This is a genomic window from Exiguobacterium sp. s131 (genome assembly GCF_018617345.1).
GTDB lineage: Bacteria > Bacillota > Bacilli > Exiguobacteriales > Exiguobacteriaceae > Exiguobacterium > Exiguobacterium profundum.
Genome location: NZ_JACSJX010000002.1, coordinates 77003 through 100041, shown reverse-complemented (window position 1 = coordinate 100041; position 23039 = coordinate 77003). Strand labels below are relative to the sequence as shown.

At 49.7% G+C, this 23039-nt stretch carries 25 protein-coding genes and 1 riboswitch; of the genes, 14 read left to right on the top strand and 11 right to left on the bottom strand.

Features of this window, described 5'->3' with window-relative positions:
• The first annotated feature begins 167 nt into the window (after nucleotides 1-167).
• Together KNO69_RS11135 and KNO69_RS11130 are read left to right on the top strand one after the other, a co-directional pair.
• On the top strand, nucleotides 168-488 hold the full coding sequence (locus KNO69_RS11135) for a PadR family transcriptional regulator (protein WP_214733820.1): 321 nt from the start codon (nucleotides 168-170) through the stop codon (nucleotides 486-488).
• Nucleotides 485-1516: a DUF4097 family beta strand repeat-containing protein gene (locus KNO69_RS11130; RefSeq protein WP_214818029.1), complete on the top strand. Its 1032-nt coding sequence runs from the start codon at nucleotides 485-487 to the stop codon at nucleotides 1514-1516. Before KNO69_RS11135 ends, KNO69_RS11130 begins: the two co-directional genes overlap by 4 nt.
• A gap of 36 nt (nucleotides 1517-1552) precedes the next feature.
• On the opposite strand, the gene KNO69_RS11125 is transcribed toward KNO69_RS11130, so the two are convergent.
• The 4 genes from KNO69_RS11125 to KNO69_RS11110 all read right to left on the bottom strand — a co-directional run bounded on the left by KNO69_RS11125 (nucleotide 1553) and on the right by KNO69_RS11110 (nucleotide 5897).
• On the bottom strand, nucleotides 1553-2245 hold the full coding sequence (locus KNO69_RS11125; RefSeq protein WP_074034997.1) for a LutC/YkgG family protein: 693 nt from the start codon (nucleotides 2243-2245) through the stop codon (nucleotides 1553-1555).
• Nucleotides 2245-3645 (bottom strand): LutB/LldF family L-lactate oxidation iron-sulfur protein, encoded by a 1401-nt coding sequence (locus KNO69_RS11120; protein ID WP_285800578.1) that lies wholly within the window; start codon nucleotides 3643-3645, stop codon nucleotides 2245-2247. Before KNO69_RS11120 ends, KNO69_RS11125 begins: the two co-directional genes overlap by 1 nt.
• Nucleotides 3646-3647: 2 nt before the next feature.
• Nucleotides 3648-4385, bottom strand: a complete 738-nt coding sequence (locus KNO69_RS11115) for a (Fe-S)-binding protein (protein ID WP_074034994.1) — start codon at nucleotides 4383-4385, stop codon at nucleotides 3648-3650.
• A gap of 228 nt (nucleotides 4386-4613) precedes the next feature.
• Nucleotides 4614-5897: an NCS2 family permease gene (locus tag KNO69_RS11110; protein ID WP_031424359.1), complete on the bottom strand. Its 1284-nt coding sequence runs from the start codon at nucleotides 5895-5897 to the stop codon at nucleotides 4614-4616.
• 245 nt (nucleotides 5898-6142) lie between these two features.
• On the opposite strand from KNO69_RS11110, the gene KNO69_RS11105 reads away from it, so the two are divergent.
• The 5 genes from KNO69_RS11105 (at nucleotide 6143) to KNO69_RS11090 (ending at nucleotide 8950) form a co-directional block, all read left to right on the top strand.
• On the top strand, nucleotides 6143-6376 hold the full coding sequence (locus KNO69_RS11105; RefSeq protein ID WP_078146096.1) for a hypothetical protein: 234 nt from the start codon (nucleotides 6143-6145) through the stop codon (nucleotides 6374-6376).
• A 10-nt stretch (nucleotides 6377-6386) separates the two neighbouring features.
• Nucleotides 6387-7346 (top strand): LacI family DNA-binding transcriptional regulator, encoded by a 960-nt coding sequence (locus KNO69_RS11100; RefSeq protein ID WP_214818024.1) that lies wholly within the window; start codon nucleotides 6387-6389, stop codon nucleotides 7344-7346.
• Nucleotides 7347-7413: 67 nt separating this feature from the next.
• On the top strand, nucleotides 7414-7695 hold the full coding sequence (locus KNO69_RS11095) for a HesB/YadR/YfhF family protein (protein WP_214818021.1): 282 nt from the start codon (nucleotides 7414-7416) through the stop codon (nucleotides 7693-7695).
• Nucleotides 7696-7792: 97 nt separating this feature from the next.
• Nucleotides 7793-7927 (top strand): hypothetical protein, encoded by a 135-nt coding sequence (locus KNO69_RS15410; RefSeq protein WP_015880450.1) that lies wholly within the window; start codon nucleotides 7793-7795, stop codon nucleotides 7925-7927.
• 93 nt (nucleotides 7928-8020) lie between these two features.
• Entirely contained in the window at nucleotides 8021-8950 is a 930-nt protein-coding gene (locus KNO69_RS11090) for a manganese-dependent inorganic pyrophosphatase (RefSeq protein WP_078146098.1), read from the top strand.
• 89 nt (nucleotides 8951-9039) lie between these two features.
• On the opposite strand, the gene KNO69_RS11085 is transcribed toward KNO69_RS11090, so the two are convergent.
• Genes KNO69_RS11085 through KNO69_RS11075 form a run of 3 tightly spaced genes read right to left on the bottom strand, consistent with a single transcriptional unit; the run spans nucleotide 9040 to nucleotide 12407 of the window.
• Entirely contained in the window at nucleotides 9040-10164 is a 1125-nt protein-coding gene (locus tag KNO69_RS11085; protein ID WP_214818018.1) for a DUF418 domain-containing protein, read from the bottom strand.
• 20 nt (nucleotides 10165-10184) lie between these two features.
• Entirely contained in the window at nucleotides 10185-11738 is a 1554-nt protein-coding gene (locus KNO69_RS11080; protein ID WP_015880457.1) for an ABC-F family ATP-binding cassette domain-containing protein, read from the bottom strand.
• Between the two features lie 60 nt (nucleotides 11739-11798).
• Entirely contained in the window at nucleotides 11799-12407 is a 609-nt protein-coding gene (locus KNO69_RS11075; RefSeq protein WP_214818015.1) for an NAD(P)-dependent oxidoreductase, read from the bottom strand.
• A 126-nt stretch (nucleotides 12408-12533) separates the two neighbouring features.
• Nucleotides 12534-12635, top strand: a riboswitch (purine riboswitch).
• Between the two features lie 77 nt (nucleotides 12636-12712).
• Between KNO69_RS11075 and KNO69_RS11070 the strand changes: the two genes are divergently transcribed.
• From KNO69_RS11070 to KNO69_RS11055, 4 genes are read left to right on the top strand one after another with little or no spacing between them, the layout of a single operon-like run.
• Nucleotides 12713-13294 (top strand): xanthine phosphoribosyltransferase, encoded by a 582-nt coding sequence (locus KNO69_RS11070; protein WP_078146100.1) that lies wholly within the window; start codon nucleotides 12713-12715, stop codon nucleotides 13292-13294.
• Entirely contained in the window at nucleotides 13291-14595 is a 1305-nt protein-coding gene (locus KNO69_RS11065) for a nucleobase:cation symporter-2 family protein (RefSeq protein WP_214818012.1), read from the top strand. Before KNO69_RS11070 ends, KNO69_RS11065 begins: the two co-directional genes overlap by 4 nt.
• A gap of 34 nt (nucleotides 14596-14629) precedes the next feature.
• Nucleotides 14630-15277 carry an NAD(P)H-binding protein gene (locus KNO69_RS11060; protein ID WP_214818009.1) on the top strand — a complete coding sequence of 216 codons (648 nt, stop codon included), beginning with the start codon at nucleotides 14630-14632 and terminating at the stop codon, nucleotides 15275-15277.
• Complete coding sequence (locus tag KNO69_RS11055) at nucleotides 15274-15666, top strand: RDD family protein (protein WP_214818005.1); 393 nt, start codon at nucleotides 15274-15276, stop codon at nucleotides 15664-15666. Before KNO69_RS11060 ends, KNO69_RS11055 begins: the two co-directional genes overlap by 4 nt.
• Before the next feature lie 22 nt (nucleotides 15667-15688).
• Here KNO69_RS11055 and KNO69_RS11050 read toward each other — a convergent pair whose 3' ends face one another.
• Nucleotides 15689-16954: a purine/pyrimidine permease gene (locus tag KNO69_RS11050; RefSeq protein WP_214818002.1), complete on the bottom strand. Its 1266-nt coding sequence runs from the start codon at nucleotides 16952-16954 to the stop codon at nucleotides 15689-15691.
• 73 nt (nucleotides 16955-17027) lie between these two features.
• On the opposite strand from KNO69_RS11050, the gene KNO69_RS11045 reads away from it, so the two are divergent.
• The gene (locus tag KNO69_RS11045; protein ID WP_078146105.1) at nucleotides 17028-17732 is read left to right on the top strand and encodes an alpha/beta hydrolase; all 705 of its coding nucleotides are present in this window, start codon (nucleotides 17028-17030) and stop codon (nucleotides 17730-17732) included.
• 34 nt (nucleotides 17733-17766) lie between these two features.
• Here the strand turns inward: KNO69_RS11045 and KNO69_RS11040 are convergent, their stop codons facing one another.
• From KNO69_RS11040 to KNO69_RS11030, 3 genes are all read right to left on the bottom strand, one after another.
• Nucleotides 17767-18945, bottom strand: coding sequence for an MFS transporter (locus KNO69_RS11040; protein WP_214818000.1), 1179 nt, complete (start codon nucleotides 18943-18945; stop codon nucleotides 17767-17769).
• 117 nt (nucleotides 18946-19062) lie between these two features.
• Entirely contained in the window at nucleotides 19063-19854 is a 792-nt protein-coding gene (locus KNO69_RS11035; protein WP_214817999.1) for an endonuclease/exonuclease/phosphatase family protein, read from the bottom strand.
• Nucleotides 19855-19905: 51 nt separating this feature from the next.
• Nucleotides 19906-21534 (bottom strand): PTS transporter subunit IIBC, encoded by a 1629-nt coding sequence (locus tag KNO69_RS11030; protein ID WP_214817997.1) that lies wholly within the window; start codon nucleotides 21532-21534, stop codon nucleotides 19906-19908.
• 220 nt (nucleotides 21535-21754) lie between these two features.
• Here KNO69_RS11030 and KNO69_RS11025 point away from each other — a divergent pair, with 220 nt between their 5' ends.
• Nucleotides 21755-22519 (top strand): TrmH family RNA methyltransferase, encoded by a 765-nt coding sequence (locus KNO69_RS11025; protein ID WP_214817995.1) that lies wholly within the window; start codon nucleotides 21755-21757, stop codon nucleotides 22517-22519.
• Nucleotides 22491-23036 (top strand): GNAT family N-acetyltransferase, encoded by a 546-nt coding sequence (locus KNO69_RS11020; protein WP_015880469.1) that lies wholly within the window; start codon nucleotides 22491-22493, stop codon nucleotides 23034-23036. The genes KNO69_RS11025 and KNO69_RS11020 overlap by 29 nt, the downstream gene beginning before the upstream one ends.
• Nucleotides 23037-23039 lie beyond the last annotated feature (3 nt).

Below are 23039 nucleotides of genomic sequence, written 5' to 3'. Positions count from 1 at the left end.
GATGAACATTCCGACTGTGACTAATATCCTACGAGTGTCATTCTTTCATTGTACAGATTCGTTTCTTTATATGCCACAAATTGAGAAATCAAGGCAATGACCACTATTAATCATTGAATAGTAGTAAATGATGTGCTATTGTTCAATGTATAGTAGGGGGTGAGATGATGAATCCTCAATTCAAAAAAGGTGTGCTCAACCTGTGCGTGTTAGCACTCGTCGCGGAACAAGACCGCTATGGGTATGAGCTCGTTCAGGCGATCTCGGCTAAAGTGGCGATTTCAGAAGGTGCGGTCTATCCGTTGTTGCGTCGACTGACGACAGAGGGTTATTTCACAACGTATTTAATGGAATCTGGAGAAGGCCCTCCACGGAAGTATTATCAGATTACAGAGCAAGGGCGAACACACTTAGCTGAACTGCGAACGGAATGGTATGTATTCACGAACGGTGTTAATGACTTAATCCGAGGGGGAGACGACAGATGAATGAAGAACAGTACTTGTCAGAGCTCGAACAGCTATTGATGGACGTGAAGGTGAAAGATCGGCTCGATATATTAAGGGATGTGTCTGAATATTTCACAAGCGGTCGATTAGAAGGAAGAAGTGACGAAGAAATGGCACGTGAGTTAGGGGAACCGAGCGTACTCGTATCAGAATTACTCGCCTCTGTCGACGTTGAAGAATCGATTTCGACACAACCAGCTGCGGTTGTCAAAAGCTCGGCGGTAGCCTTCCAAAGCGTTCTTATTCAAGTACAGAATGCGCAGGTGTTCGTCACCCCATCACGAGATGGGTACGCTTATGCGACGCTTGAAACGGAGACCGGTCATGGGGTCGTGATGGATATCGTGGGGGACACCCTAGAGATACGGATTGAATCCGAACGTCGTTTTGGTCTTTCGGACCTGTTTTCATGGTTTGGGTCAAAGGCACCTGTACTTCGGGTTGAATTGCCACATCACGCCTATCATCAGATTCAGTTGAAGAATCGTCACGGTTCGAGTGATGTACAAGACCTTCACACGGAACGGTTACACGTGGAGAGTGAGAACGGTCGAATTGTCGCGCATCACATTCAAGCACGTCATGGTGTCCTGCGCACATCGAACGGAAAAGTGCTCGCATCAAGCTGTCACGGTCACGATTGGGAGCTTCATTCCTCAAACGGTCGTGTCGAAGCGAAACATTCTCAGCTCGAGCGGATCAACATCCATTCCTCGAACGGTCGAATCGATGTCGATCACGTCACGGGAGCGGTCGATGCCAAAACTTCTAATGGACGGATAGACTGTTCCGTACAAGCGATTCAAGCACCGATTCGCTTGAAGACGAACAATGGGAAGATTGACTTACATGTCGATGAACGTCCGGAAGATGTGACGATTCGTGCGAAGTCACGAAACGGGAAAGTTGATGTGTTTGGAGAGCGGTCGAAAGAGTGCGTATTTGGAGACGGATCGATTGAAGTGAAATTAACGAGCTCAAATGGGAGCGTCACCGTATCAGGATGAATATAGCCCCTCCATCGATCGATGGAGGGGCTATACTTATAAATCATGTACCAACACATAGGCGACTCGAACAGGACCATGAACGCCGACGATGAGGTTCATCTCGATGTCGGCCGAGTTCGAGGGACCAGAGATGAAATTGACACCGTTCGGGGAATGGAGACCGTCTCGGTCGAGTGTGGCAAGTTGTTGTGCCGTTTGCGTCATACGTGGAACAAGGACAGATTTCGGGATGATTGCAATATGGTCTTGCGGTAACAGACTGATTGTCCGTGATCTACCAGGCTTCGCATATTGGACGATTGTCGCACTTTCCGCAAATGCCGCATCCGCAATCGTGATTCCAATGTCCGCTCGAATGGCCAGCTCTCGACTCGCTTCGGGTTGTGACGAATCCCACCAATCAAACGTCTCACTTGTTGCAGGTGCCCAAGCGGAAATTCGCTCATCGTTTTCTGCGAGAATCCGTGCGCCATGATAGCGTTCAATCAAGAGGCGAAGCGTATCATCAAGCTTCGCAGATTCACATTCCACCAAATCGGTATGGATTCGGGTCGCGACCATGCGGAACGTCTCGAGCAGCTCTTCTTCACTCGCGCCTTTCAACACCTCATCTTGCGGACGATGTGTATATTCCCGTTTTGGCGGTGTGAGCTTGACCTCACGACCGAGTTGCTTGGCGATTCGTTGTAGAAAGTCCTCACGGTTTGTGATTGTACCAGGATTCATCAGTCATTCCCCCGTTTCTTGAACCAATCTCGGACGGTCTGTTTGTTCGGTTGTGGCAAGTCTTTCGAGTCTGTCCAAGCCGGTAGCCCTTTCTCAATCTGCCCCGCTGTGGCAAATGGTGATGTCGCAAAAGGTGCGACATGTTCTGCTGCTTCGAATAAGAAAGGACTCGAAGCCGTGACGGCAAATCCTTTCATCGCAATCCGCTCCACGAAAGGTGATTGCTTTTTCTCCTCTACGATGACGCGTCGATGTTCAATCAACAGCTCATGCAGCGGAATCTTTACAGGACACGCCTCCGTACAAGCGCCACAGAGACTCGACGCATAGGGGAGTTCTTTATAGTTTTCATATCCGTCAAGAAGCGGAGCCAAGACGGCACCAATCGGACCTGGATAGATTGACCCGTACGCGTGACCACCGATATGGCGATAGACGGGACAGACGTTGATACAGGCCGCGCAGCGGATGCATTGCAACACCGATTGGAACTGTGTCCCGAGAATGCCAGAACGCTTGTTGTCAACGATGACAAGATGGAACTCTTCGGGTCCATCGACTTCGCCGACTGCGCGCGTCCCAGCGAACGTCGTGATGTATGACGTGAGTCGCTGACCGACCGCGCTTCGACAAAGCATATTGACGAGCACCTCGAACTCTTCATAGGACGGGACGACGCGTTCCATGCCCATAACAGAGATGACCGTATCAGGAAGTGACGTCACCATGCGTCCGTTCCCTTCATTGGTCACAAGCCCGACGGCTCCACTCTCTGCGATGGCGAAATTACAGCCGGTGATGCCGACTTCTGCCTTCAAAAAGTCTTTGCGTAGTTCTTGTCGTGCATAGCGTCCAAGTTCAGTCGGATCGTTCGACCCGCTGTAGCCGTGGGCAGTGAACGTCTCATGCACAGCGTCGCGGTCTTTATGCAGGGCCGGGGCGACGATGTGAGACGGTGGATCTTCGTCGAGTTGTAAAATCCATTCACCGAGATCGGATTCGACGACAGTACATCCTTCTTCCTGAAGTGCCTCGTTCAAGCCGATTTCTTCCGTGACCATCGATTTCGATTTCACGACATGTTTGGCTTGTTTCGACCGGACGACTTCTCGGATGTAGCGGTTCGCTTCTTCCGGTGTCTCCGCGAAAAAGACGCTTCCACCACGTTTTGAGACATTCTCGCTCAATTGATATAAGTAATAGTCCAGATGTTCCAGCACATGTTGACGAATTTCTTCCGAATGGTCGCGAAACGCTTCCCAGTCCCCGAGTTCACCTGCAGCATTCAACCGGCCATCCCGTAGACGGTTTTGAGCCGAACTGACGGCCTGCCGCATGAACGCATCTTCGATTCCATCTTTTCGTCGATCTTGAAACTTCTCATCCAATCGAATCCCCATGCTCATGCTTGCTTCACTCCTTCGTTCAACACTTCGGCAATATGCATCACTTTAATCGGATGTCCCTGTTTATGAAGACGTCCGCCGATGTTCATCAGACATGACGCATCCGCTCCGATCAACACCTCTGCGCCTGACTGTAAGATGGAATCGACTTTTTCATCTACCATCTGCACCGACACATCTGGCATCTTGACGGAGAAGGTCCCACCGAACCCGCAACAGTTATGTACGTTCGCGAGGGGGACCATCGTCAGTCCATCGACGTTTCCGAGCAACTTTCCGGGAGCTGCTTCGATTCCGAGGAGGCGGGTCATGTGACAAGACGCATGATAGGTCGCTTTGGCGGGAAACTTGGCACCGACATCAGTGACTTCGAGCACATCGACGATGAACTGTGTCAGTTCGAACGTTTTGGCGGCGTGCGCTTCAGCGCGAGGACCCCATACTGGATCATCTTGGAACAAATGAGGGTAGTCGCGCATCATCATGACACACGACCCCGATGGTCCGACGATATATTCTGCATCTGCTTGTTCAAATGTTTCAATCATGTGCTTGGCAACCTTTTTCGTCTCCTCATGATAGCCGCTGTTGTAGGCAGGCTGCCCACAGCATGTCTGCTCAAAGGGGAACGTCACCTCGCACCCTAAATGTTCGAGTAGTTCGACTGTCGCTTGTCCGACGGATGGAAACAACGTATCAGATAAACAAGTGACGAATAAAGCTACATTCGGCATAGCCATTCCTTCTTTCTTCTGATGATAACGATTTCAACGTCATTATTTCATAAAGCGTAGGAAAGTGACAGAAAAATGGGGAGAAAAACTGATTTATTTGTAAAATCCTGTCTAATTGATAACGTATCTCACTGAACCGATATTCATCTCATTTCTGATATAAAACAGGTAGGAAGTACGTATAACAGAAAAAAATCCTCGACACATGACGAGGATCTTCTGTCTAACTTATAGGAAGAACATTTCCAAGATGAAGAGTGCGCCGAACAAATAGATGAGCGGGTGAACCGTCTCTTTGTTCATCGCTTTGAAGATCGGGTACAAGATGAACCCGAAGGCGATTCCGCGTTCGATGCTTCCTGACAAAGGCATGATCAAAATCGTCATGAACGCGGGGAAGTATTCGCTGAAGTCGCTCCAGTCGATGTACCGGACGTTCGTCAACATGAGTGCCCCGACGATGATGAGTGCAGGAGCCGTAATCGCCGCAACGCCAGAGATGGCGCCGATAAGTGGGCTGAAGAAGAGTGTCAATCCGAACAATCCGGCGACGACGGCCGTTGTGAGCCCTGTACGTCCACCTTGCGCGACACCGGCAGCAGACTCGATGTATGCCGTAGACGGGCTCGTTCCGACGAGTGATCCACCCATTGTGGCAAGTGAATCGGCAAAGAGTGCACGGTGACCATTCTCAATTGTTCCATCTTCTTTTAAGAGACCTGCCTGTTTTCCGACACCGACAAGCGTACCTGTCGTATCAAAAAGCGTGACGAGGAAGAACGAGAGGACAGCACCGAACAAACCGTATTGAATGACATCACTAAATGCCGTCACGGGGTTGACCATGAGTCCTTCCGGAAGTGTTGGCATCGCCGTGACACCATCGATTTTTAAGATATCCATGAAGTATGCTGCAATCCCCGTGAGTACCATCCCTATGAGTAAAGAACCGGGTACGTTTCGTGAGAAGAGGAGTGCCGAGACGATCAAACCACCGAGTACAAGTAGTACTTCTGGAGAAGACACGTCACCGAGACGTACCAAGTTCGCTTCATCAGCAACAATTAAGCCTGATAATTTTAATCCGAGTGAAGCGATGAAAAGACCGATCCCGGTCGTGATGGCATGCTTCAACGAAGTCGGAATCGCTTGAATCAACTTCGTCCGAATTGGAGAGAGCGACAAAATCAAGAAGAAGACGGACGAGACGAAGACGACACCGAGCGCGGCGGACGGGGCAATCTGTTCTTGAGCGACAAGCGTGTAAGCGAAGAATGCATTGAGCCCCATCCCGGGTGCTACAGCGATCGGTAAGTTCGCATAAAACGCCATCAAGCCTGTTCCGATGAGGATGGCAATAATTGTCGCCGTGAATGCTTGTGCGAACGGAATCCCTGCGTCAGATAGAATCGCTGGGTTGACGACAGAGATGTACGCCATCGTCACGAACGTTGTGATCCCAGCAGTCACTTCCTGTTTAACATTCGTACCATGTTGTTTTAATTGAAAGATATTCATCGATAAAACTCCTTATTTCAGTCTATTTCCGAACATTAATTGAGGAAAATTCTTAAATTAACGTTTTCAACTTGATGACTATACAAAAATGTTTGATTCCCGTCAATTGTTTTGAGTAAAAAACATGAAAAATGAAATTTGAAGACAAATAATGTTCGGAAATAAACTTTATTAAAAAAGATGCTTGCTCTGAAACGCGTTTCAGAAGATACGGTATAGACAAAGGGAGGGGAACCGATATGAAACCGACAACGTGGAAAACATGGTGCTGTGGAATCGTATACGAGCTCGTCATCAATCAGTTGTACACACCGTTTGGGAAAATGTTGTGTACTCGTTTCCGTGAAGAGTTTCTTCATCTGCCGTTAGAGGAGCGCTTCCGTCTCGTTCAAGCGATTCGTTGTCAAGTCGTCGAAAGAGGTGACAGTCAGCAAGCAGAGTGGGTACACTATATGCAAAGGCTTACAAGTTGAGGTGAGATGAATGGCAAACATTCGAGATATCGCAAAGCACGCTGACGTTTCGGTGACGACGGTCTCACGCGTCCTGAACGAGCATCCGTACGTATCGAAAGAAAAACGGACCCGTGTACATGCGGCAATGAAGGAGCTCGGGTATTTGCGAAATCAACAGGCGTTGACGTTGTCGACGGGGAAGACGCAACGAATCGTCGTCATCTTACCTTATATGGATCATCCGTATTACGGTTTCTTCGTCAACGGGCTCGCCAAGGCGGCGCTCGAGCACGATTATCGCCTCGTCATGTGGCAGACGGAGTATAAACTGAGCGAGGAACGACAAGCGCTCGATTTATTGAAGCACCGTGAAGTCGATGGGGCGATCGTCTTGTCTCATGAGATGTCCTTTAAGGAAATGGAGACATATCGCGCGTATGGACCGATCGCTGTGGCGACTGTCGGTGCACCGGAGACAATTTCGTCGATCCATGTCGACCATTACGCGTCGTTCGTATCAGGTATTCATGTGCTACAGGAGCATGGATATGAAGAGATTGGTATCATCTTGTCAAGAAGCCATAGTCCGAGCTCCCTTGCGCGTCAGCAAGCCTATTTCGATGAAGTAGAGCATGCGCGTCAGCAATGGATTTGGACCGGCTATTTGACGAGTGAGGACGGTATTCGATTAGCTGAAGCGTTCCTCTCTCAAAAAGAGCGTCCTCGAGCGCTCTTTTTCTCGTCCGATTATGTCGCTCTCGGATTTTTAGGAGAGATGCAACGGCGAGACATCAAGATTCCTCAGGAAGTCGCCATGCTCGGGTTTGACGGACATCCGATCGGTCATGCATTCGGACTGTCGACGATGCTCTCACCGAATGAAGAAATCGGGCGGCGCTTATTTGAAACGACGCTCGCTGAAATGAATGGTGCGCAACCGGAAACGCATGGCATGACAGTGAGCTATCAAGTTGGCACCACACTTTAGGCAACTTCCTCGCTCGACTCTTTTGAAACGTTTAGAATGAAAGGAGTAGTCGAGAGGAGGAGATGTTATGAAGATTCAAGTAACAGAAGAAGCGCTCCAATGGTTTAAAGAAGAAATGGAAGTCGAAGCAGGCCAAACGGTTCGTTTGTTTGCCAAATACGGAGGTTCGACAGACTTGACGCACGGTTTTTCTGTCGGGGTCATCACAGAAGACGTGAACAATGCGGCTGTTGAGATCGAAGAAGACGGCATTCGTTTTGTCGTGGCGGAACAAGATGAGTGGTTGTTCCAAGGACAAGACGTGAAAGTCGAACTTCGCGGAGAAGAAATCGTCTTCGTGCAGGCCTGACGTTTCAGTTTGTTTACGTTTAATGAAATGTCGTTTGACGAAATCGAGCTAGGGGAACAGATTACGACAAGTCGGATTTTCGAAAGGATGACACCATATGTCAGACAAAGAAAAGCGTGAACAAGAAGAAAAAGAAAAGTTGAAGCGAGATCAACCGGACATCTCCCATGAAGAAGATTCAAAAGGAGATCATTCCGACCTCGAAGAGACAGATGAAGATGAACAAGCATAAGAGCCGACACGGCTCTTTTTGTTTGGGAATTGAAAGAAATGCCGTGGACGTTATAATGGATAAGGGAAAACTATTTAGTGAGGAGAATGAGACATGAGTACAGTACTAGTCTTCGGACATAAAAATCCAGATACCGACACAATCACGTCAGCGCTCGCCTATGCCGAGTTGAAAAAGAAATTAGGGATGGACGCAGAAGCGGTCCGTCTCGGTGAAGTGAACGGCGAAACACAATATGCGCTCGATCACTTCCGTGTGAAAGCACCACGCTTGATCGAAAGTGTGAAAGGTGAGGCGGAAGAAGTTATCTTGGTCGACCATAACGAGTTCCAGCAAAGTGCGGACGGGATTGAAGACGTGCGAATCCTTGAGGTCATCGACCACCACCGTATCGCAAACTTCCAAACGGCAGACCCGCTCTACTATCGTGCGGAGCCAGTCGGATGTACGGCGACGATCTTGTTGAAGCTGTATAAAGAGCATGGTGTCGAAATCGCAGCGGATATGGCCGGCTTGATGCTTTCCGCCATCATCTCAGACTCGCTTCTCTTCAAATCGCCGACATGCACAGATGAAGACATCAAAGCAGCGAAAGAACTTGCGGAGATCGCTGGCGTCGATGCGGAAACATACGGTCTTGAGATGCTCAAAGCCGGTGCGGACCTTAGCCAAAAAACGATTGAAGAACTCATCTCACTCGATGCGAAAGAATTCGCGATGGGCGACTATCGTGTCGAAATCGCACAAGTGAACACGGTCGATGCGAACGATGTCTTGAACCGGAAAGTGGAAGTTGAAGCCGCAATCGCCAAAACGGTTGCAGCGAAAAACTTGGACTTGTTCGTCTTTGCCATTACAAACATTTTGACGAACGATTCAGAAGCGATTGTCGTCGGACCAAAACCAGAATTCTTCGAACAAGCGTTCAATGTGACGCTCCAAAACGGATTGGCGACACTTCCTGGCGTCGTCTCACGTAAGAAGCAAATCGTGCCATTCTTAACGGAAGCGGCAACAAAATAAAAACTCGAAGCCGTGGCCTCGAGCGGAACTGCAGACGTTCATTCGTCTGCAGTTTTTGTTTAAAAAAGACCGGACAATGAAGTCCGATCTTAGGATGATTTTGTTTGTCGTCCGTATGTTCCGAGACGCCATAGCTTCTCAAACGGTCCGTAGCGGTGAGTCTTTAGCCACCACATCGAGAAGAACGACTGCGCAATCAAAATGGCGATGCTGAGGAATAGACCTTCGGTTAAGGAAAGCGCCCCGTACGCCCCGAGTGCGATCACTGGCAAGACAATGATCAACGTATGTGTCAGATAGTTCGTGAGTGCCATTCGTCCGAGTGCTTGAAGCGGAAGGAATGTCCGACCTTTTCGAACGGCGATGGTGAACAGGCAGATGTACGTTGTAGCGAGCAGTTTTCCGGAGACGAGAACGGCCGCAGAGTTCGTCGCCGAATATTCGGCACCGCTACCGTAGTGATGCCAAATAATGACTGCGAAGAACGGTAGGGCGGTTACCGTACAGATGATAGCTGTCTGTGTCAGTCCTTGGATGCTCCAAGTGAGGAGTTTCCGTTCCCGTCCGATATAAAGGCCGAACAAGAACAGACTTAGAATTTCAACCCCGACAAAAAATGAGTTTTGGAACATGTCAAAAATCTCTTCATCTAGGCGATAGTCGAACCATGGGCCGAATCCAGAATTGAAGACGGCCGGGAAAGGATCCCCATTAAACCTAAATCCGAGCGACAATTCTAAGTACATGGGTGACACATAGAACAGTAAAAAGCTCCCAATCAATAAACTCCATGCCCACGTCAAAATCGCACGATTACTCAATCCGTAAAAGAGAGGAAGCAATAAGCCCCACATGGCGTACGTATGGAGGATATCCCCTGACCAAATCGCCAGGTGTGCCAGACCGAACAAGAAGAGAATCAAAATCCGGCGTATGTAACGACTGACCGATTCACCTCGGGCGTATGAGCGCTCGAGGAAAATCGAAAAGCCGATCCCAAATAGGAGGGAGAAAATCGTATAAAACTTCGTTTGCACGAACAAGTCGAAGAGGGTGCGAACGAACAGGTCGCTCCCATAATAGTCGGGACGACCGGACATCCAGTCGCTCCCGAGCATACTCGGGATATTGACGAGGAAAATGCCGCAGAGGGCAAACCCTCGGATAATGTCATACAAGATAATCCGTTCATTCGTTTGAATTGGGCCAGCCATACGACACGTCCTTTACTGAATTAAAATACTTTCGTCGTCCACGATTCACAGTTCCAGACGTCTGTGACGATATCCTCATAGAATTCTGGTTCGTGACTGATGAGGAGGACGCTTCCTTTGTACTCTTTCAACGCACGCTTCAACTCTTCTTTCGCGTCGACGTCCAAGTGGTTCGTCGGCTCATCGAGTAAGAGTAAGTTCGTTTCGTTGTTTAAGAGTTTGCAAAGACGTACTTTCGCCTTTTCCCCACCACTGAGGACAGAGATTTTACTTTCAATGTGCTTCGTCATGAGACCACATTTCGCGAGCATCGCGCGCACCTGTTGTTGGTTGAGTGACGGGAATTCGCTCCAAATCTCTTCGATACACGTGTTATTGCTTGATGCTGCTTCCTGCTCGAAGTAACCCATTTCGAGGAACTCACCACGTTCGACTGTCCCTTCAAGCGGGTTGATCAAGCCGAGCAAACTCTTCAAGAGCGTCGTCTTCCCGATTCCGTTCGCTCCGACGAGGGCAATCTTTTGACCGCGCTCCATCTGAAGGTCGAGCGGACGTGAGAGTGGCTCATCGTATCCGATGACGAGACCTTTCGCATCAAAGATGAGGCGTCCCGATGTACGTGCCTGCAAGAAGCGGAATTCTGGTTTTGGACGTTCCGCGCTCAATTCGATGACATCCATCTTATCGAGTTTCTTCTGACGTGACATTGCCATATTTCGTGTCGACACACGGGCCTTGTTTCGTGCAACAAAGTCTTTCAAATCCGCGATCTCGGCCTGTTGACGCTTGTAGGCGGCTTCAAGTTGCGAACGCTTCATCTCGTACACTTCCATGAACTTGTCATAGTCTCCGACATAGCGGTTCAACTCTTGGTTTTCCATATGGTAGACCAAGTTGATGACACTATTTAAGAACGGGATATCGTGGGAGATCAAGATGAAGGCATTGTCATAGTTTTGAAGATAGCGTTTCAACCACTCGATATGCACTTCATCCAAATAGTTGGTCGGCTCATCGAGGAGCAAGATATCTGGCTTCTCTAAAAGTAATTTTGCGAGCAATACTTTCGTACGCTGTCCACCTGACAAGTCCGTGACGTCACGGTCGAGACCAACGTCTAAAATACCGAGACCGCGTGCGACTTCTTCTACTTTCGCATCGATGATGTAAAAATCGTTCGAGTCGAGCGTTTCTTGAAGCTCACCAACCTCCGCGAGCATGTCTTCCATCTGTTCCGGTGTCGCGTCGCCCATCTCCATGTAGAGTTCGCCGATGCGCGTCTCCATGTCGATCAGGTATTGGAAAGCACCTTTCAAGACGTCACGAATCGTCATCCCGCGCTCAAGTACCGCGTGTTGATCGAGGTAACCGACACGGACGTTTTTCGCCCATTCAATTTTCCCTTCATCCGGTTGCAGTTTGCGTGTGATGATGTTCATGAACGTCGATTTTCCTTCACCGTTCGCTCCAACGAGACCGATATGCTCCCCTTTTAAGAGGCGGAAAGAGACATCGTTCAAAATAGCGCGGTCACCAAAGCCGTGGCTCAAGTTTTGTACCGTTAATATACTCATAATTCGTTTTCGTTCCTTTCAAAGTAAACTACCCGATATTGTAGCATGAATTGAATCAAATTAGTACGCCAGTCCGACTGACTCCCGTACGTGTTCCTGTTCTTCAATCGCATGAAGCATGAACTGGGCGACGTCTGCCCGTGAGATGTGTTTCCCGTTCTCTGGCACTTCATCGATGGCCGTGCGATATGTCGAGGTGCGGGGGCCGTCCGTCAATTGCATCGGTCGTACAATCGTATAATCGAATGACGAATTTCGCCATAAGTCCACGGCTGCCCGATGATCACGGAGCGGTTTCCGGAGCATGAACGTAATGGCTTTCCCCGCAAGGCCCGGAATCTCATTGTCGATTCCCGCTGAAGCGAGATAGATGATACGTGAAACATTGTTTGCCTTCATCGCAGGGACAAGCTTGTCCGTGACACTCGCTAAAAAGTCTGGGTCGCTCAAATCCGTTCCGAGACAGCTGATGACCGCATCATGACCGTGCATCGCTTCTGTTAACGCATCGATGTCATATAAGTCGCCTTCGATGATTTCAAGTTGTGGGGTCCGAATCAACTTTTTCTGTTCACGTACGAACGCGGTGACGTCATGACCGTGCTCGATGGCTTGGTCGATGAATTGATGTCCGGTCCGACCGGTTGCGCCTAATACGAATAACTTCATAAGGGCAAGGCTCCTCTCTCATATCCAATACATACAGTATACAGCAGTTTCAGAAAAATCGAACATTTCGCCGTTTGATTGCAACCTATTGCATTTCTCGTCAGCTCGTCTACAATAAAGTTTATCTTAAATAAATAGATTCGCACTCGTATATCAGCGGAAATATGGTCCGCAAGTCTCTACCGAACTACCGTAAATGGTTCGACTACGGGTGGCGCTTGTCGTATGCTATCGTTGATTTCCATGCGGTTCGTTGCCTCCCGATGAGGGGTGACGAATCGCATTTTTTAATGGAGGGGACAACAATGAAGCAGTTAGAAGACAAAATCCGTGAAGAGGGTCGGGCCTTATCCGACCAAGTGTTGAAAGTTGACGCCTTCTTGAATCATCAAGTCGACCCGGTACTTATGCAAGCCATCGGCAAAGAATTTGCAGAACGTTTCAAAGACGCTCAAATCGACCGCATCGTCACACTCGAATCGAGCGGGATTGCGCCAGCGATGATGACGGCGCTTGAGATGGGCATCCCGTTCGTATTCGCGCGTAAACGGAAATCGCTGACGCTCCAAGACGACCTCGTCGAAGCGGATGTTTATTCGTTCACGAAACAGGAGACGAACCGCATCAGCTTGAGCCGACGTTTCGTCTTACCAGGCGAACGCGTTCTTGTCATCGATGACTTCCTCGCGAACGGGGAAGCGGCACTCGGGCTGACACAACTCGTCGAAGCGGCAGGTGCAGAAGTTTCAGGTGTTGGCATCGTCATCGAAAAATCGTTCCAACCAGGGCGCGATAAACTGATTGAGCGTGGTTATCGCGTCGAATCGCTAGCGCGCGTCGCGAAATTAGAGAAAGACCACATCTCATTCGTGGAGGTCGTTCGATGAATACATTTAAGACGGCAAGTCTCGGATTTCAGCATCTGCTCGCCATGTACACGGGAGCAGCCATCGTCCCGCTCATCGTCGGTGGTGCCATCGGGCTTGGTCCAACCGAACTCACCTATCTCGTCGCAATTGATTTATTCATGTGTGGGGTGGCGACGCTACTACAAGTATGGACGACACGCTTTACGGGTGTCGGATTGCCGGTCGTCCTCGGATGCACGTTCACGGCGGTCGGTCCGATGATCGCCATCGGGAGCGCAAACGGGATCACTGCCATTTATGGCGCGTTGATTGCGAGCGGTCTCATTGTCATCCTCATTTCTGGATTTGTCGGGAAACTTGCGCGCTTCTTTCCACCGGTCGTGCTCGGTTCGGTCGTGACGATCATCGGTCTCTCGCTGATTCCGGTCGCCGTCAATGATATCGGTGGCGGGATGCCAGGTGAGCCTGGATTCGCATCGATGCAGAATCTCGGATTAGGTGGTTTGACGATTTTACTCATTCTCGTCTTGAACCGTGTCGGGACCGTCTTCACGCGTGCCGCTGCCGTCCTCTTTGCCGTACTCATCGGAACGGGGGTTGCTGCTTCGCTCGGTCTCGTGGACTTCAGTCCTGTCCGTGAAGCGAGTTGGTTCCAAATGGTCCAGCCTTTCTACTTTGGGATGCCGACATTTGACGTGTCTGCCATCCTCGTCATGACGCTCGTCGCCATCATCTCGATGATTGAATCGACGGGGGTGTTCTTGGCGCTCAGCGATATCACGAAAAAGCCAATCGGTGCGAACGAATTGACGAAAGGGTATCGTGCGGAGGGCGTCGCGACGATTCTCGGAGGGATTTTCAACAGCTTTCCATACACGACGTTCAGTCAAAATGTCGGACTCGTTCAATTGTCAGGTGTGAAATCACGTCGTGTCATCTTTTGGACAGGTGGATTGCTCATCTTGCTCGGCTTCCTTCCGAAAGTCGCTACGTTCACGACATTGATTCCAAAACCTGTGCTTGGGGGAGCGATGCTCGTCATGTTCGGAACAGTCGCCGCTTCTGGAATTCGGATTCTGAGCCAGGTCGACTTTTCGAAAAACGAGAACTTGATCACCATTGCCCTCTCAATCGGTGTTGGGCTCGGTATTACCGCCAATCCAGCCATCGTCGCAAACATGCCGGAGTGGCTGCAGTTGTTCACGGATAGTGCTATCGTGGCAGGCTCATTCACGGCGCTCGCATTGAACGGATTTTTCCGTATGATGGACCGATTCCGTCCCGGGACAATCATTGCCGAGGAACGGCAAGTCAGCTAGACTGAAGGAAATAGTAGTCTAGGAGGAGTCACGAATGGGGAAAACTGCACTTGTCGTAGGCGCGACCGGCTTGATTGGTCGCGAATTGGTTGAACAGTTGTTAGAGAGTGACCGTTATGATGCGGTCTGGATCGTTGTCCGTCGCTCGAAGCGTTGGAGTCATCCGAAGTTACATGAGATCATCGGTTTCGAGGAGATGGATTCGTCCCTTCCACAGATCGACGACGTGTACTGTGCGCTCGGCACAACAATTGCGGTAGCTGGCTCGCAAGAAGCGTTCAAACAAGTTGATTTAGAATTACCACTTGAAGTCGCCCGTGTCGCCAAGGCACACGGTGCGACGCGCTATGCGGTCGTATCGGCACAAGGCGCATCGTTACGTTCGACGTTCTTTTACAACCGTGTGAAAGGGGAGCTTGAGAACGCGTTACGCATCTTCAACTTCCATCACTTGATTATCGCGCGTCCTTCTCTGTTACTCGGAGAACGTGATTCATTCCGCCTCGGGGAGAAGGCGGCCGAGGTCATCAGTCGACCGTTCCAGTCATTCTTGCTTGAGAAGACACCGGAAGTCGCACCGATTCAAGCGTTGCATGTCGCGCGTGCGTTGATTATGGCGTCTGAAGAAGGCGAAGGAATCGAAGTGTTGACGTCAGGGATGATGCAGAGGATGAGCCGATGAATCCATTGACAAAAAAGCGAACGAAAGCCGTCTTGATTGACAGTATCATTGCAGGTCTCGTCAGCGTGGGCGTGGAACAGCTCGTGCGAAAGAAAGTAAAAAGCGAGTTCGTGCATGCGGTCATCACACCGACACTGCTGACATATGCCATGGAAGCCTGGCAAATGAGTCGAGGTGGACAAACCATCGGCTATAAACTAATGGGGCTTGAATTGACAAACGATGACGAAACGCCTGTCACGGCGAAACAAGCACTACAGCGCGCCCTGCATCGTGATACTTCGTCAGTCGTTCGTTATTGGAAAGACCGTGCGCATTTCGAACAAGAAGAAGGCGCTGTTTTACCGCACGATGCCCGTTACCATATGTATGTACGTGAAAAGAACTGACCAATATGGCCAGTTCTTTTTTTCAATCCTTGATTTTACTTAAGATGGCAGTCGTTAAGGCGACGATTGTTCCGAGAACAAGCCCGTTAGAGAAGACGGTCGCAAGAAGCGGTGGCAGGTCATTCATTGAACCGGGTGGTAATAACATCGCCCCGGCACCGATGACGAGCGGGAGCCCGACCGTGAGGGATGCCGTCGATTGTTTTAATTCAAAGGCGGCCTCATTGATTCCGATGATGATCATCGTCGCGATAAGCGGAGTCACAATCGCATAACCGACAGCGGCCGGGATGCTCGCAATCAACGAGACGAATGGACCGATGAGTGCTAACCCCATCATGAGGGCGTGGGCAATCAAATGCGGAGCACGCTGGACGCTCTCCGTCGAAGAGAGGAAACCAGCTGTCCCGGAGATGGCGACAGGACCCGGTGTGCCGAACAGACCAGCCACGATTTGACTGACGCCACTGGCGACACCTGATGCAGGAACGTTTCCTTTGATTTCTCGTTTTTCGCGAGAACTGACGATGCGCTCAATCAACTTGATGTTCGCAAGGACGTTCGTCATGAGAAGTAGGGTGATGACGAAAGCCGTCGGCAACAAGTTCCAATCCCACACCCAATTTCCGAACGGAAGAAGCTCCGGTACGAGGAAGAAAGATTCCGAACGAACGATTGGATTTCCAAGGTCGAGTAAATGGAACAAGCCGAACCCGACGAATAGCGTCATGACGAGTCCATATTGTTTAAAGCGACTTTGCTCGAGCGTGAGTGCGAACAAGACGAGACCTGCCGTCGCCACTGCCTGAACGACGTTGATTCCGTCTTCCGTCACCCCAAAGCCACCTTTAATGACGGCCCCTGATAATTGAAGGACGAGCAAAATCATATAGACGCCGAGCACTTGCGGTGTAAACAGGGCGAGCATGCGTCTTAAGATACCAGTGACGGTCAACAACACACCAAGGATTCCACTCAAAAACAGCATGAATCCGAGTGCTTGCAAGGTCTCTTGCTGACTTCCGTATAGGGCGGGACCGATGGAGGCGTATAAAGTGAAGACACCCCACCAAATGCCGGCAGGTCCTTCGAGTATCGGGAGGCGATGGCCGAGCAACGTTTGGATGATGCTGAAGAGTGCGAAGATGAAAAGTGAGCGGGATATGAAGGTCATCGTCTCATCTGGTGACAGTTCAAACAAGGCGGCGATGGAGAGTGGTGGTACAATATTTGTAGCTAAAATAAAAATAAACCACTGAATCGTCGTGGTTATATTACTTCTGGTCATGGTGTCCCCCTGATCATGCTTTTTCTTATTAGTGTAACGTTATGATGAAGTGGATGCAAATGGAGACTATATAATGAAGAAATTCTTCAAGTGGACCGCACTCTCAATCGTAGGATTGCTAATCATCGCGGTAGCAGGCTTTTTAATTTGGACGCAGTTCACGTACGAACCGACCGATGAAGCGACACGGTATGCCGAAGAGGGGAAAGTGGTCGACAACCGTCTCGAGTTTGGAGATCCGACGAGTGAGGTCGGAATCATTCTTTATCCAGGGGCGAAAGTGGAGAAAGAGGCGTATGCGTATTATGGAACACGTTTAGCCGAGGAAGGGTATTTCGTCGCCATTCCGTCGCTTCGACTCAACTTAGGCATTTTAGATATCGACGCAGCCGATCCAATCATCGAGGCACATCCGGAGATTGAACGCTGGATCGTAGCCGGTCATTCACTCGGAGGTTCGGCGGCGTCGGGTTACGCGCTTGAGCATCAAGAGTCGGTAGAAGGTGTCATTTTCCTCGCATCATATCCGATCAGCTCGATGGTCGATAGTGACTTACGCGTGCTATCCATCTCGGGTGAGTTGGATGGATTGGCTGTCCCGGAAGACATCGAGGCGAGTCGAAGCGACCTACCTGCCGATAGTCAATTCGTACAAATCGAAGGCGGGAATCATGCCAACTTCGGAATGTATGGTCCACAAAAAGGTGATCAGGAAAGTCCGCTCACATCGAAAGAACAACTCGACGAAGTCCTATCAGCAATTCTCGAATGGTTATAAAAAACGTGCGCACCTTCATCGAGGTGCGCACGTTTTAGCGTTGATCGAGTGAATAACTGACTGCGGTCAACCCGGCTGTGACGAGGGCGACCAAACCACCGACGAGCGCGAGCGTCATGATAGGGCTTGTCGCGTAGACGACACCACCGAGAGCGGAACCAAGTCCGATTCCGACGTTACTCGCCACAGGCATAAGTGATGAGGCGAGACCTTTGGCGTTCGGATTGAACTTCTCCGCCAAATCGATCAAATAAATCTGAGTCGATGTCGTCAATAAAATCGCCATGAACGACATGAGGGCGATATTCAGGAGACCGAGCGTCACATTCGACGTCGTCACGAATAATGCGGCCAGGACGAATGCCTGGACGAGAAAGACGAACCGTAAGCGTCCGATCGGATTGTGACTGGCGATCTTTCCGGCAGCGATATTACTGAAGATCGAGATGAATCCGTAGGCGAATAAAATCGGACTGACCCAAGCGACCGGGACGCCGAGGACATCTTTTAAAATCGGCACGAGATACGTATATATGACATACGTCGCCCCGAAACCGAACGCCGGAATCAAGAAGGCGATCAAGATACGCGGATTCGTCAGGAGTGCCATTTGTTCACGGAGTGATGCTTTTTCTTGAGACAATTGATTCGGCAAGACACGATAAATGGCAATCCAGGCGACTGCACCAAACAGAGTCGTCAACCAAAACGTGGACTCCCATCCTGCCTGTTGTCCGATGAACGTTCCGATCGGAACCCCGAACACGTTCGCCATTGTAAAGCCACCGAAAATAAAGGACACGGCCACACCCCGTTTTGCCGGAGGGACGCTCTCGCTAGCGACGAGCATGGCAAGCGAAATTAAGACACCTGTGACGACAGCCGTCAGCATTCGCAAGACGAGTAACCACTCATACATGGGAGCGAGACTGCTTAATAAGTTCAGGACGGTGAAGAGAATCGTCAAGCCGAGCATCAATTTACGTTTTGGAAGATGGCTCGTCAAGGACATCGTGATTGGCGTGCCGACGGCAAAGCTGATAGCGAATACCGATACGAGACTTCCTGCTGTCGCGATGGAAATGGATAGACCGCTTGCGATATCAGGCAAAATGCCGACGATGACAAATTCACTCGTTCCGAGAACGAAGGTTAATAAGGATAGGGATAAAACTAAAGTCCAGTCGCTTCGACTGAGCGAGCTTGTCTTCATGTTCAAACACTTCTTTCTATTTCATTCATTAGTAGTTAGACATCAGTCTTTTATCACGTTACAAGATTTTCCCCAAAAGAAAAACCCTTTTCTCCCAAGTCGGAAGAAAAAGGTGAATCAGCGCCAAAATACAGTGGCTTCGACACCGGCGTGGTCGGAGACGACGGGGCCGTTTTCCCCATCGAAGACGACGGCATGACGGGAGACGTGAATGGGTGCGTTCGTCAACATCAAGTCGATGCGTAGCGATTTTTTGTTTTCGTCCCACCCGGCGATTTTTCCTTGTACCGTCGCATCGCCTTCACGTTCCGTCGCGAGATGGAACAAGTCTTGAAGTCCATTCTCCATCAAGTAATCGTATCCTTCGCCTCGAATGAAAGCATCGTTGTTGAAATCACCGAGTAGGAGCGCATGGTCGTCATGCTCCACGCGACGGAGAAGTTCGTCGAGTTGATACTTCACTGGCTCCTCTTCATCATGCCACCATCCAAGGTGACACGAGTAGACGGTCGTCGGCGTTTCAGGACCTTCAATCACGGCTTTGACAATTTTACGGGACTTGTAATTGTCAGGGTCCGTCGTCTTGGATACGAAGAACGACTCGGTCGATAGAAACGGTGTCCGTGATAAGATGGCGACGCCTTCCTCGTAAATATCATATCCGTAATGGGCAAAGTCCCATGTCATGTGATAGTGAAGATCTAACTCTTTCAGGCGCTCGACGAGGACGTGTGCGAAGTTGTTTTCACGGATGTTCCTATAGATGAGTGGGGCCTCTTTATGTTGATTGACTTCTTGGAGCGCGATGAAGTCATACTCTTCGCTTGCGATACGTTCGACAATCGCGTCGATTTTCTCTTGTTGGCGGTCTTCTAACCAGGCATGACAATTGAGCGTTAAAATATTCACGATAGTCCTCCTTTAGAAAAAGGCCAACTCTCGAGCGAGTTGGCCAGTAGATTATGCACCGATGACGTCTTGAATGTCTGATTTCAATACGTCGGCTTTCGGGCCATAGATGGCTTGGACTCCACGGTCTTTCACGATAAGACCCATAGCGCCATTTTTCTTCCATTCTTGTTCGTCAGAGACGAGTGTAACGTCTTTAACGGTCACACGAAGGCGAGTCATACATGCGTCGACATCCTCAATGTTTTCTTCCCCACCGAGAAGTGCGATAATCCCCATGACTTGTTCGTTACCTGTAACGGATGATTTTTCTGTCGTTTCTTCCATGTAGTTCCCGTTACGTCCTGGCGTCGGTAGGTTCATCTTCTTAATGAAGAAGTTGAAGACACCGAAGTTGAGGAAGAAGAACACGACAGAGACGAGCACGAAGTTGATCAAGTCTTGAAGAAGTCCTGCTTTGACAATCATCGGAATGCGCGTCAAGAGTTCGATTGCACCGAAAGCGTGTACGCGTAAGTCGATGATATCTGCCAATGCGAAGGCAGCACCGGCCATGAGTGCGTAAACGACATAAAGAACTGGTGCGACGAACATAAACATGAATTCAATCGGTTCTGTGACACCTGTCAAGAAGACAGCGAGTCCGGCTGATAAGAACATCGGCTTGTATTGTGCCTTCTTATCCGCGTCGACGTTGCGGTACATCGCATACGCGGCACCAATCAATGCAGCGAATGACAAGATGACTTGACCGACTTTGAAGCGTGCTGGAACGACATCAGCGAGAAGCGTGTTGTATGCGGCCGTATCACCAGCAGCACGCAAGTTGACGAGGTCTGTTACCCATGCCAACCAGAGTGGGTCTTGACCGGCAACGACCGATCCAGCTGTCGCACCTGTTAAAATTGTGTATGTTCCACCGAGCTCTGTGTAGTTCATTGGTACTGTGAGCATGTGGTGTAAACCGAACGGTAAGAGGAGACGTTCGAGTGCACCATAAATGAACGGAGCGAGGACTGGCGCCGTGTTACGTGATGTGGCAATCCATTCACCAAAGCTGTTGAGCGCACCTTGGATGGTTGGCCATACAATCGATAGAACGAGGGCAGCAACGACTGAACCAAGGATAACGACGAATGGTACGAAGCGCTTCCCGTTGAAGAACGAGAGAGCGTTCGGCAACTTGTTGAAGTTGTAGAAACGGTTATATAGTGCACCACCGAGGAAACCGGCGATAATCCCGACGAACACACCCATGTTGAGGGCAGGTGAGCCGAGTACAGATGTGAAGTAATCAGCGACGACAAGGTTCGCACCGAAGAGTGACTCGATTGTCGCTTCTGGATCTTGAAGCATGTCACTGTTGACACCGAAGATGGCACCTGTGACACGGTTGATCAAGATGAAGGCGAGAAGTGCTGCGAATGCACCGCCGGCACGATCTTTTGCCCACGAACCACCAATCGCGACTGCGAAGAGGATATGTAAGTTGACGATGATGCCCCAACCTAAATCTTCAATGATACGAGCTGTTGTTAATAAGATACCGACATCTCCGGCTGACATTCCAGTCAATTTACCGATGGAAATCATCAAGCCGGCAGCTGGCATAACGGCGATGACGACCATCAAGGCCTTACCGAGTTTTTGCCAGAAATCGAATGAGATCAATTGTTTCATGCTATACGCTTCCTTCCTGTGAGGGAGTTTTATCTATTTTTTGTTTGCCAATAGTGCAATCGCTTGCATAAATGATTGTAATCGATTGCATAAATTCATGCAACCGTTTTCGCTATTTTCATTTGTTTTCATTTTTGAAGCGGGAATGGTAGATGTGAGGCGAACTTGTCAGTCGAATCGAATCTAGCTACAATATGATAGGTTGAAGGGAGCGAGAAAGATGGGTTGGAGACAGACGACATCTGCTTTGACGAAAGACAAGCAGATTGAATTAAAAGAAGAGTTATTGCAGAAGGGTGTATTGCATGAGGACGATCTTCCTCTCTACGAGATGCTCATGCCAGACCGCATTAAACGGATGTATGAAGTGTTGAATACACGAACGAACCATATCACGATTTTGACGGAAGGTGTGGACGATCCGCACAACCAATCCGCCGTGTTGCGTTCAGCCGATGCGTTCGGGGTACAAACGTTGCACGTCGTCGAAGGACGGGCAAAGTTCAAACCGAACTCGATTATCGCCAAGAGTGCCGACCGCTGGGTGGACGTCGTGGAGCATGGCTCCATTGAAGAGGCGATTGACGCTTTAAAAGAAAGTGGTTACCAAGTATATGCGACCGCGTTAAGTGAAGAGGCGATTCCGCTCGAAGAAGTGGATGTGTCGAAGCCGACCGTTCTTCTATTCGGGAATGAACATAGTGGTGTCTCGGAAACAGCACTCCATAAGGCGGACGGGAACTTTGTCATTCCGATGCAAGGGTATGTACAGAGTTTGAACATCTCCGTGGCGGCGGCGATTTCCTTGTACGATGTCACGACACGGTCACGACATATCGTGACGGATGGCTACGAGCTTCCGGTCGAAGATCAAGCGCGCATCTTCAAAGACTGGATGGTCAAGAGCTTACCGAAGCGTACGCTCGGACTATATAAACAAAAAGGTGTCACAGCTTTTGAACGGGAGACAGGAAATTCAGAATGAACGGCGAAATGAACAGACGTACGGAATCTTTGTCCAGAAACTGAAAGGGGATGGCACGATGAGTACGACGAGTTCATTTATCGTAAAAGATGTGACGAACAACTTTAAAGATTTTGAAGAGGACTTCTTCCGGCTGTACCGCACGTTATACGGTGACCTCGATCAGTTGCGATTTAAAGAGCGCCTGTATCGGCACGCCAATCCGTTAGTGCTGCTGGCTTTCTCTGAAGAGCAGCTAGTTGGCTTTAAAATTGGGTATGAGGCGGAGCCTTATCGGTTTTATAGCTGGGCGGGCGGCGTACACCCGGACTTCCAGAAACATGGCATCGGTCGCAAGCTGATGGACACGCAACTCGAATGGGTCGAAGCGCAAGGGTTCCATTCGATTCGGACGAAAGCACGCAATACGAACAAAGGGGTCATCATCTTGAACCTCCTTTGCGGATATGACATCATGGGCGCTTACACAGAAGATGGCGAGCCGCGCATCATGATGGAGAAACAACTGAACAGTTAAATC